The organism is Planococcus sp. A6 (assembly GCF_028823615.1).
Lineage (GTDB): Bacteria > Bacillota > Bacilli > Bacillales_A > Planococcaceae > Planococcus.
Genome location: NZ_JAPEHT010000110.1, coordinates 1 through 11,235, shown reverse-complemented (window position 1 = coordinate 11,235; position 11,235 = coordinate 1). Strand labels below are relative to the sequence as shown.

11 protein-coding genes are annotated in these 11,235 nt (G+C 45.8%); 1 reads left to right on the top strand and 10 read right to left on the bottom strand.

Translation table 11 applies throughout. From position 1 onward, the window contains the following. Positions 1-6: 6 nt before the first annotated feature. Entirely contained in the window at positions 7-516 is a 510-nt protein-coding gene (locus ON064_RS14265) for a GyrI-like domain-containing protein (RefSeq protein WP_274625287.1), read from the bottom strand. A gap of 323 nt (positions 517-839) precedes the next feature. Between ON064_RS14265 and ON064_RS14260 the strand changes: the two genes are divergently transcribed. Next, positions 840-2,033, top strand: coding sequence for a LysM peptidoglycan-binding domain-containing protein (locus ON064_RS14260; RefSeq protein WP_274625286.1), 1,194 nt, complete (start codon positions 840-842; stop codon positions 2,031-2,033). 41 nt (positions 2,034-2,074) lie between these two features. Here ON064_RS14260 and ON064_RS14255 read toward each other — a convergent pair whose 3' ends face one another. From ON064_RS14255 to galU, 9 genes are all read right to left on the bottom strand, one after another. Further along, on the bottom strand, positions 2,075-2,647 hold the full coding sequence (locus tag ON064_RS14255; RefSeq protein ID WP_274625285.1) for a DUF4126 domain-containing protein: 573 nt from the start codon (positions 2,645-2,647) through the stop codon (positions 2,075-2,077). A 152-nt stretch (positions 2,648-2,799) separates the two neighbouring features. After that, positions 2,800-3,774 (bottom strand): hypothetical protein, encoded by a 975-nt coding sequence (locus ON064_RS14250; protein ID WP_274625284.1) that lies wholly within the window; start codon positions 3,772-3,774, stop codon positions 2,800-2,802. Then, positions 3,771-4,481 carry a hypothetical protein gene (locus ON064_RS14245; protein ID WP_274625283.1) on the bottom strand — a complete coding sequence of 237 codons (711 nt, stop codon included), beginning with the start codon at positions 4,479-4,481 and terminating at the stop codon, positions 3,771-3,773. The genes ON064_RS14250 and ON064_RS14245 overlap by 4 nt, the downstream gene beginning before the upstream one ends. 142 nt (positions 4,482-4,623) lie before the next feature. Beyond that, a complete protein-coding gene (locus ON064_RS14240) occupies positions 4,624-6,309 on the bottom strand; it encodes a DUF2334 domain-containing protein (RefSeq protein WP_274625282.1) in 1,686 nt (561 codons plus the stop codon). Between the two features lie 17 nt (positions 6,310-6,326). Then, positions 6,327-7,349, bottom strand: a complete 1,023-nt coding sequence (locus ON064_RS14235) for a hypothetical protein (RefSeq protein ID WP_274625281.1) — start codon at positions 7,347-7,349, stop codon at positions 6,327-6,329. After that, on the bottom strand, positions 7,346-8,578 hold the full coding sequence (locus ON064_RS14230; protein WP_274625280.1) for a glycosyltransferase family 2 protein: 1,233 nt from the start codon (positions 8,576-8,578) through the stop codon (positions 7,346-7,348). Before ON064_RS14230 ends, ON064_RS14235 begins: the two co-directional genes overlap by 4 nt. Continuing rightward, on the bottom strand, positions 8,575-9,336 hold the full coding sequence (locus tag ON064_RS14225) for a hypothetical protein (RefSeq protein WP_121298019.1): 762 nt from the start codon (positions 9,334-9,336) through the stop codon (positions 8,575-8,577). Before ON064_RS14225 ends, ON064_RS14230 begins: the two co-directional genes overlap by 4 nt. A gap of 348 nt (positions 9,337-9,684) precedes the next feature. Beyond that, complete coding sequence (locus ON064_RS14220) at positions 9,685-10,200, bottom strand: hypothetical protein (RefSeq protein ID WP_274625279.1); 516 nt, start codon at positions 10,198-10,200, stop codon at positions 9,685-9,687. A gap of 86 nt (positions 10,201-10,286) precedes the next feature. Next, complete coding sequence (gene galU, locus ON064_RS14215) at positions 10,287-11,165, bottom strand: UTP--glucose-1-phosphate uridylyltransferase GalU (RefSeq protein ID WP_274625278.1); 879 nt, start codon at positions 11,163-11,165, stop codon at positions 10,287-10,289. Positions 11,166-11,235 lie beyond the last annotated feature (70 nt).

The following is an 11,235-nucleotide window of genomic DNA, read 5'->3' as shown; positions in this document are numbered from 1 at the left end:
TCTTTTTTATGCGGCATGGTCAGCGAGCAGCAAAATGAACAACTCAATCACCCAAGCATCCTGCGTCTTTTTTTCAAGTGGGTCGGTAATGAAAAAAGCCATATGCCCGTCCCATATCTTCGTTTCAGCTTCGTAACGCAGCGCTGCCGAAAGACCATCCCTTTCCAACCAGCCCACTAGCGCGTCTGCAGATGACCAAAATTGTTCCGGCGGCCCATTGTGAATTGCATGGGCAAAATCTCCTCCCGGCAAATACCCCGAAATGATGCGATGATCTTCAGCCATCAACTTTTTTGTCGGAATGCCGACTTCGATCAGCCGCTGGCCATTATCGTCCAAGCACCAGAAGCGGATAAACGGCAGCCCAACAGGCGATTCATTACGCGCACTCAACCATGACAATACTTCAGCTGCAAGTTCAGGCGCTTCTCCGATATGGCCTGAAATCCTTGCAGTAATGCCGACATATGGCTGTTCCCCACGCGCTTCAATGGTCGGTTCATTCATATAATGCATGCAAAAGCCCCTCCCGTTCCATCATTTGCTTTTCCATACCCGCCTCGAGACTTTTTCAGTCACTAGTGCTTTTACACTAGCTCGATCGCCACATCATAGATTAAGCGGGAAGCTTCCATTGTCTAGGAAAGATTTATTATATTTTATTTATTATTTACTGAATTTTCAATCATAAAAATAGTTTTTGTATTAGAACGTGATATAATAAGACTATTAAAACTGATTTAAAAAAGAAACATCGAGATATTATGAGCCTTGAATCATGCAAAGTTTTCCATATACATAAGCCGTCTGTCGGCTAAATCATATAAGGGGTGAGCAGAATGTTATCCAGATGGAGCAAGTTGCTAGCTATCACAGGATTATTGCTCTTTTCACTGCTGTCGTTCACAGGCCAGGCCGATGCCGCATCCTCTACTTATGTCACGAAAGGCAACACAACGAGCAAAGTGGTCGCCTTAACTTTTGATGACGGATCCGATGGAACGAACATCAACAAAATCCTCGACATCCTAAAAACCAATAATGTTAAAGCTACTTTCTTTGTGACAGGTTCCGGAATCAACCATCACCCGAGCTGGATCCGCAACATCGCCAATGCAGGACATCAGGTCGGCAACCATTCCTACTCGCATCCGGACTTCACAAAGATCAGCATTGCCGCTATGCAAAGTGAACTCGCCCGAACGGAAACCGCTTATAAAAACGTCACAGGCAAATCGACCAAACCTATTTTCCGAGCCCCATTCGGCGCGTCCAATGCGACCGTGTTGAAAGGTGTCGGTGATGCAGGCTACACGCACACCATCCAATGGAATATCGATACGATTGACTGGAGAGGCTTATCTTCCACCGAAATCACCAATAAAGTCGTCAACAATATCGTGCCAGGATCCATCGTTTTGATGCACACAGGTGCCGGAGCTTCTGGAACTCCCGGCGCGCTCCCAGGCATGATCAGCAAACTGAAAGCGAAAGGCTACAAATTCGTCACCGTTTCCGAGCTGTTGAAATTGCCTCCAACAGGCGGAGCGACTTACACAGTCAAAGCGGGCGACACGCTTTACAGCATCGCAAAAAAATATAATGTCACTGTCGCCGCTCTTGCGAAAGCAAATAATATCACCAATTACAATTTAATCCGCGTCGGACAGGTCTTGGTGATTCCAGGCACGACCGCTCCGACACCGCCGCCAGCAACTACCGTCAAGTACACGGTAAAATCCGGAGATACGCTCTATAGCATCGCCAGCAAATATAATACGACTGTTGCAGCTATTGCATCCGCGAATAAGATTACCAATGTCAATCTCATCAGCGTCGGGCAAGTCTTGATCATTCCGGTCAAACAAGCACCGCCGCCAGTGACGACTGTCAAGTATACAGTGAAAGCCGGGGATACACTTTACAGCATCGCCAGAAAATACAATACGACTGTCACTGCCATTGCCAAAGCGAATAACATCACCAATGTCAATTCCATTCGCGTCGGACAAGTACTGATCATCCCACGCTGACATTGAAGGCATAAGAAAAAGCCATCCCCGGATGGCTTTTTCTATTTCCTTATTAATTTAAGATTGATTCCACAGCGAATTAAGCCGGGCTTTTCCTGTATAAAAAGCGTTACGGCCGCCATTACCAGTAGAAACACGACAGCCAATACGGGCACGAAGAAAATCAAAATTGGCGCAATGGTGGCGGTGGCATCCTCTGCAACTGAGACAGCCGGGCCCACTAAAGCTGTATCGCTGACCCCTTTCACTGCGGTCAAGGTCGCATGTGAAGCCGTAGCCACACCCCCTCCTCCGATAATCGCAATCGCCCATTCCAGAAATGGGTTCATATCGCCGATAAACGATGCCGTCAGCAAAATTCCCGCAAGTGCCGCGACCGGCGTGGAAATCAATTTCATAAATGATCCAACCGCCGGAATATAATTGACCAGAACCTCAAATATCGTGGCTGCACCGAACGCAATGAGTGCCGGCGTGCTGCCAACCCAACTAAACCCTTCAGACAAGGTAACCCAATCCACCCGTTCGAAAATCCCTGTTATCAATAATGGGGTGAAAATACGGAATCCGACCGTGGCACTCAACGCCAGGCCGATCAGAACCGCCATGACCATCTCCATTCAACCACCTCCAGAAATCTTCTTCTTAACGATTCCATACCCTTCTGGAAAATAAACTAACTACATAAACCGGAACACTCGAGTCTTCTCCATTCAAAAAGGATGAAAAGGATATCCCTTTTCACCCTCGCGTCGAAACAGCTCGATTACTGTTCATGCATCATCATTTGATAATGGATAAAGTCAAAGAAATGCAGATCGCCCGGTAATTCCTCTCCTGCGAGCGACTCCGCACGCTGAACTACCTGTTTCGCAAATTCCGCTTGCTCGATTCGTTCGAAATACTGCCATAAGTAATAGTAGACTGCTAGGGACTCGTAATCGACAGTCGGTTTTCCGGTTTCCCGGTCGTACCTCCCGGCCAATTGGCCTTGATTAACCCACTCTTCGATCAGCCAGCTTTCAAATTCAGGGGATTCGATGTCCTGGTCGAAGCGGTTGACCGCAATCAATAATTGGTCGATCATATGAACTTCGCCGCTTTTCACATATTTTTTTTCATCAAAATCATAGTACTCAGGAAAAAAAACTTCGCTCTCTCCCGTATCCAGCATAGCGAACGATTCCGGAAGCACGGTTATTTCGTCGATGAGGTAGCTGAGCGTAAGCCGATTTCCTGCAAGCTGATAGGACCAATCATAATAATCAACCGCTGTTCCTTGTTGGTGTTGGCGGTCTTCAATCGCAGATACAATCTGCTGTGAAAGTTTCAAATAAGCTGGTTCTGCAAATTGTTCTGCTGCACCTTCTAAAGCCGCCGCGATGCGCACATCATCGATCAATGCATTTACATTCGCTTCCTCGTATAGGCGCCAAGGGATAAACACCTGGCCACCTGTTTCGATCAAGAAACGGTCTTTTAAAATTGCCGCCTGCTCCGCGAAATTTTCTTCGTCTTCAACTTGAAGCAAATACTCCAAATACAAGCCGAGGCTTTCCGATAAATATTCAGAATCCCGGTTGTCCGGATAGGCATGGATGACCCCTTCATCATTCACATAATGAGTATCGACCGTTTCCTGAACCGTCGTCCCTTGCCCGTTGACCATTCCGCACCCTCCTGTCGCCAAGCTACCCAAAAACGCCAACACGAATAATTTATTTCTTTTTAATCGCTTCAATTGAGTAAACTCCCCATTTCACCGACTGTAGTAATCGCTGTTTTTTTAACTTCGTATGTTGCCGATTCACTCTTCGCACTCATTTTTTGCTCGATTCGTTTCAATAAAGGCTGAATCGAATCCTCTTCCGTTTCCTTGACCAATACATAAACCGCGCCTTTTCGGCTCGTTACGAGATCCCGTTCCCGAACGATCGATTGCAATGCCGCACGCTCCAATTCCGATGTCTGGACAGGGCAGTTGGCAAAAGGCGTCACTTCCATCAACCATGTGCGCTCTTTTCGCTTACTTGTTTTCAACATCCATAAAGCCTGTTCGACAAATTCCTGTAACTCCAGCGCACGGAGTTCACCCTCTTTATCCAATAAGATTTGCCGTTGTTCTTTCAGGCGCTTTGTTTCTTCCCCCACCAATTTCACTTGGTCAGAAACAACCCAAAGCGAAAATTGAAAAACCGACAACAGGAAATAAGTTCCTATTGAAGTGAGTGAAGCTTCAGGCTGCTGAAATGCCGTCCCAATCGCCGCAAGCAAGACCAAAAATAGAAAGGCAGGCAGCCATTTCCTCGGCAATAACAAGATAAAAGGGACAGAAAGGAAAGCAGCTGCTACAGCGTATTCATAGAAGGACCAACGAAAATAAAGCAATATGATTCCAGAAAGCAAAGCTAAGCATATGAAAAAAGGTAAAAATTTCAATTTATTCATTTTATTATCTTCCTCGTAAAATAATTGGTAAAAAAGTCAAAAAGATATTGAATTTCATTACCAAAATTATCTTACACTAGCTTGCACAAAAAAACTATGGGACAGAGAAATTCTCTGTCCCACTTTCTTTTTCTAAGCTCACTCATTGCTTCTCCCAGAACTCGCTGTCCGTTTTGCGTCTGCGGAATTTCTGTGCCACGGCTGCTACGGCAATGATGACGAAGATGACCAGCGGAATAGAAACCCACCAGAGATCTCTTGTCGTTTGCGCAACAAGAACGCTCATCGGGCGCGAAACTTCGATATCGCCACCTGCTGTTTCGACTACCATACCGTCTACTTCTGTTTTATGGTCCATCTCTTTCAAGTCGACCCATTCGTATTGATCGTATTTCTCAAGTTTAGTCATCACTTCATCAAACTTTTCGATTCCTAAGTAAGGATGATAGAAAAACGCCAAGTAACTATCACCGAATTGCGCAGCATAATCGGCTTTCTCTATCATTTCGTCGACTGCTTTGCCATTATCCGGATCGATATAACCCATTGTTTCGGGAATGATTTTCATTCCATGAAGTCCTGCCGGAGTAGATTCATACAATGGCACGAAAGTTCCGTCATATGTCCGGTCTGAAATTTGGATCTGCCCAACATAAGTCGTGAAATACTTGGACAATTCTTTATAGCCCGTTTGCGACATGGAATAATGGGGCGCTTCGAACGCAATCGGATATAACCCTTCTGCTGTCATTTCATAGACCCCATTGACGATGGAATCGTAGATATACGTTTGTTCGTATGGCAAGCCGACATTTTGGACGAAATCTTGATATTCTTCATCAGAAGCAAAATCTTCGCGCAGCTTCACTTCATCTGTGTTCGACTGATAAATGGGGCGGTCATGGTCCACATCCCAATATTCGAATCCCTCACCGGTTTCATCTTCACGGTATTGATGATAATACCCATGTTGGATTAGGCTTGCGCCGTTTTTCTGCATCTCCTGCAAAACCTCCACCAACTCGATAGCCTGGGATAAATGGATGCTTTGCCCGGTTTCAGGATTCGTATAGACAGGCACTACCGTCACCGCGTATGGAATGTTCCGTTCTGCCAAATAATCCCCCACTTGCTTGACCAGTACCGGATCGCTCCTTGGGTGGATGTCTTCCAGGCGGATCAGTTTTTTAGGCGGGGATTTCTCCTCATCAAAAAAGTCGAAAAGCGATTCACCTACAATGTCGCTAATCCGGCCAGTAATCGAGTTGGCCGCGACATAATATAAATTATCGTTTTTAAAGATCAGCGGATATGCCCCGTCTGCTGCCTGCCCTTCGAAAAGAACTTCCATCTGTTCGATACCATTGATGAGCATCATGTCCTTTTCTTCCTTCAAATCGAACATTTTACCATCTCCGCTGACGGAATCAATGTTCCGATAATCTCGGATGCTAAGATCGGGAGCTTCTTTAAAGTATTCAAAATAATTCCCGATAAACATTTTTTTCACGTCGTCATATTGGTCGACAACGAACAGTTCTTCTTCAGTCAATTGCCGTTTCCCAAGCCCAAAGTATATGACGTGTGTGTAATCGCCTTTTACGTATTCTGCTGCAGCTTCCTCAATGGATTGTATGGTGATATCCGAACTGAAATGCCCTGCCAGCATATCCAGAATCGGCACTTCTTCCCTTTGTGTTTGCTCTTCCGCATGATACAAAATCAGCACTTTCGCTTGTTTGCTGGACGAATCATCAGCTGCAGCGATTGGCCACGTGCTGGCGGTCAGGAAGGCGAGCAGCAATATGAAAGACATGATTTTTTTCATCAACAGCGCCCCCTTTCCTACTTCGACTCATCTTCCGTCATGAGATGATAATGGATGAAGTCGAAGAAATGCGTCTCACCTTCACCATTTTCTTCAATCATTTCGGTCGCGCGGACTTTCACTTCTTCAGCAGCTTCTTCTTCACCGATAATTAGAAAATATTCATTCATGAAAAAGTACATTGCGAGTGATTCATAAGTGACTGCTGGCTGAAGGGTCTCGCGGTCGTACCTTCCGTATAACCGCCCTTCTTCCTCCCATTCGGTTTTAAGCCACTCTTCAAAACGTTCTGACGATAACCCGATCCGTTCACGGTTGATCGCTATGAGCAATTGGTCAATCGGATGGATTACATCACCCTTCACATAAACTTCTTCCACTACATCGAAATACTCTGGAAAAAATACTTCATTGGTGTCGACATTTTCCAGTACACGATCGGCATTCATGTCTTTCGGAACGTCATCTATTAAATAGCTCAAGGTTACTCTTTGCGCCGGAAATTCCACTTCCCAATCATAATAATCGACCGTATAGCCATTATTCGTTTGGATACGGGAAATGGTTTCGATAATCCGGTCTGCGGTTTCCGAGTACTTTGGTTGACCGAATAATTGGTCCGCCTCCCTTAGCGCAGCTGCAATCCGGATATCGTCAATTAAAGCATTAACTGTTGCATCCTCGAAAATTAGCCAATTGATTAAAAAGTTATCTCCCTCTTCCACCACAAATGCGTCCATGAGATTTTCGTACTGCTCTGCAAACTTCTCTTCATCTTCCATCATGACCAAATATTCCATATACAAGCCGATGCTCTCGGACAAATATTGCGAATCGGGAGCCGAAGGATAAGCATGGATAAAATTATTTTCGTCGAAATAGGCTTCCGCAAAATCTTCCGGAACCGCTTTTTGCTCCACCGGCTGTTCTTGATCCTCTGGCGCCTGTTGCTCATCTGGTTGAGGCGATGGTTCGCTTGTTTCCTCGCTGCAGGCAGCGAGCATTGCCACACCCATCACCGGCAAGAGCCATTTCATCATGAATCCACTCTCCCTTTGAAGCGCTGGGTTTTGTCCCAGGCAATCGTTTTTTTGCGCAATTTGCTCCATGTATAAGTAGCAACGCTGCGGATCAGCAGCAAGATGAACAATTGGGCATACGTGAAGTACATGATCAGCACGTACAGCACATTGGTCAACGAAACATTCCGGTCGACGACAAGCGCACTCAAAAGCTGAGCGGTATAGACGATATAGGTCATAAACCAAAGCATCATGAGTGGCGCACCGACGTTCGGAATGTCAACTCCGGAAATGCTCAGGATGAAAAAGATGTCCGAAATCAGCAGCATCAGCACAAAAATCAGGTACGTGAAGAGATGCTGTAAACTGAGCACGAAGGTTCTGCCTTTCCAGTGCGACCAATCTTTCATTGACTTCTCCAATAAATACAAATTGCCGGTAAGCCAGCGTGTCCGTTGCTTGATGAAAGCTTTAAGCGTTTCCGGTTCCTGCTCCCATGTGCGCGAAGTCGGAATGACCGGCAGCACATAACCAGCAGCTGTCAGACGGACTGTCAGTTCGGCATCCTCTGCCAAGGCATAAACATCATAGCCTCCCAGCTTCTCGATGACCGAACGGCGCAAAAGCATGTTCGTCCCCGCTAGTGAACCAAGTCTGAAAAGTGCCCAGCGCCCGCATTGCATGAGCAATTGGAACACTTGGAATTCAAGCGAAATCATCCGGGTCAAGACATTTGTATCGACATTTTTCGTCTTGACATATCCGACAGCCCCTGCAGCGTTCGGCACCGTCTCAGCTGCCTGGACCAATTTCTCCAAAGCATCCGGCTCAGGTTCATTGTCCGCATCGTAGACGACAAAATAATCCGAATCCGTTACGCTCAAGCCGTAGTTCAAGACCCGCGATTTCCCCTTTGGATTGCCGGGCGGTACAGGAATGTAATGGATGCGCGAAAAGACTTCAGCGAATTCCTGGACGATGGCAGCCGTCCCATCCTTGGAACTGTCATCCAAAATGTAAATATCGAGTTTGCCTTCGTATTTCAGCCGCGCCATTGCGCGCAATGTATTTTCAATTACGATTTCCTCGTTGTGTGCAGGGATCAACACGGCCACGCTCGGATAATGTTTGATTTTCGGCGGATTGCGAAACCGCAACCGGTACCAAACGCCGCCGATTGTCACCGCGGAATAGAACAGCAGCAAGATCCAAAACAGGACAACTGTGGCTGTGATGAGTATATTCATATCGCTCTACCCAAAGCACGCGACAATTCATTCAGGTTGGACACCTGCTCCTTTCTGACTTCATACGGTGAATCCAGCAAATTCAATTCCTGCTTCACTTTGTCACGATAGCGCTCCATCATGAGGCGTACCCCTTCTTCGTCTATATCCTTCAGCAGCAGGTAAATTGACTGTCCGGTCGAGGTCGCCAAGTCGAATTTCTGGCGAATCGTGGCCAGCGTTGCCCGTTCAAGCGACTCTTTAATGTTTTGTTGGGTACGCTTGTTTTTCGTATTGATCGTGATTTCCACGAACCACGCCTCTTCTTGCCGGCGTTCTGTCGTCTTGAGCACCCATTGCGCCTGCTCTGTGAACTCATTGACCGTCAGGATGTCAGTTTCACCATGATATTTTTGAAGAAGCTGCACTTGTCGGCGCAATTCGCTCGCCTCGTAGCCGATTTGCTTGATCTGATTCAGCAATAGCCAAAAAGACAAGATGAAACCGGTGAATAACAAGTGGCTATAGACATACATGATTTCCAAATCTGGCCGCTGCGTGAAGAAAAAGGCAAATACTGTCAAGAAAACCCCGTAGCTCAAAATGATGCTGATGCCGTACAGGAATACATAACGTTCATGAATCAATGTCATGAACAAGATGGATAGCCCCGCCACAAGCAGCATTTCGGTGGAAAACGGCAGAACCAGCGAGAATAACGCCCAACCGAATCCAAGCACCATCAAAATCAAAATTCCGAGCTTCAAATTATTCTTCATTCCGCCCACCCCATCGCATAGGTTAAAGTACCTGTTATTTATTCCAATATTATAAATATTGAAATATCATAAACCTATACTACTACATAGAATGAATTTAAACTAGTATAAAAAGTATTGTCAGTAATAATATCCTGTGATTTTTTAATTATTATAGGTATTATTATCTATATAATTCTAATTTTCAGATATCATTTTCAGTATGAAGAAAGGCATAATGCGCTTAATTCAAAGCCTATGAAAGCGGATGCAAATATTGGCATTAACTTTTTAAAATCATTTCCGATTTTTATTCAATCTCCATATAAACGCATTAAAAAAAACTGCCGGATCGGCAGTTTTTTTCTGTTATAAATACGTATACATGACCGGATTTTCCATATTTTTCTTCAAACGTTTAAAGCCATTCTTCTTATAATATGTCCTGATTTTCTTGTTATATGCTTCATCCTGCTTGGAAGTATTCGTATAATAACCTGGAATGACGACCAGCAGTTCTACATCCAAGAACTTCAATTCCTCTAGCATTTTTTGCCCGAACGATTCCCCGATGCCTTTGTTTCGCTCTTCCTCAGCTACCTGCAAATCATCAAACACTGCCACCAGGCCAAAGACATCATCGATATCCGGAATATGCTTCAAGTCACGGTAAACATCCCCTAAGCCTTCGGAGATATGCTCTGCATACATGGCCAGTGACTCGAGCGAACTGCGCTGGGGATTGAACAGGTAGAAATGGGCATCCCCGACTTGCGGATGCTCTTCCTGCCCCTTCAACGTACAATCTGCTTTGCATGCAAAGATTTCAGTCCCCGGCCGCATCTCAATCCGGTAGTCGACGTGGATATCATCTTCTGTAATCATCGAATCTCCTCCTTCACAGTGTCCATTCGGTTGAACATATATCAAGTATGTCATTTGTTATCAGAAAATTCAATCACTACTGAAAACTATTCTCTCGCCTTTTCTTCAGCCAGTTTCTTTTCGAATAGGTCGAGCAACTGCGCTTTCAGTTCAGGGCGCTGCAATGCGAATTCGATGGTCGTTTCGATAAATCCGTACTTTTCCCCCACATCGTAACGTTTACCTTCAAAAGCGAATGCCTGGACCGGACGGGTCGCATTCAACTTTCCGATGGCATCGGTCAATTGGATTTCCCCGCCAGCCCCCGGTTCCTGCTCTTCCAGCAAACGGAAGATTTCCGGGGTCAGGACATACCTGCCCATAATGGCGAAATTAGATGGGGCATCTCCAGGCTTAGGTTTTTCGACGAAATGCCCGACCTTCATGAGCGGTCCTTCGGTTTCGGACGGGGCAATGATTCCGTAACGATGGGTTTCATCCTCACTGACTTCCTTGACTCCAATGACCGGGTTGTCTGTTTTCTCGAACTGCTCGATTAACTGGAGGAGCGCCGGGGGATCATTTTGGACGATATCATCCCCGAGCAGCACCGCAAACGGCTCATCGCCAATAAAATGCCGCGCCGACCAGATGGCATGCCCGAGGCCGAGCGGCTGTTTTTGGCGGATATAATGAATTTCCACTTCTGAAGTGGCAAGAACCGAATCAAGCATATCGAGCTTTCCTTGTTCTTTCAGAATATGTTCAAGTTCAAAAGCATGGTCGAAATGATCTTCAATGGCACGCTTGCCTTTTCCTGTGACGATGATGATACTCGTGATGCCAGAGGCAATTGCTTCTTCGACGATATACTGGATTGTCGGCTTGTCGACAATTGGCAGCATTTCTTTCGGCATCGCTTTGGTCGCCGGCAAGAAACGGGTACCCAGACCCGCCGCCGGGATGATCGCTTTTGTGATCTTCATGGACCTTCTCACCTTTCCTAATTAATGCAGTCATTTACTTGAGAGTATAGCATTGTTTCCAGAAAGCAAA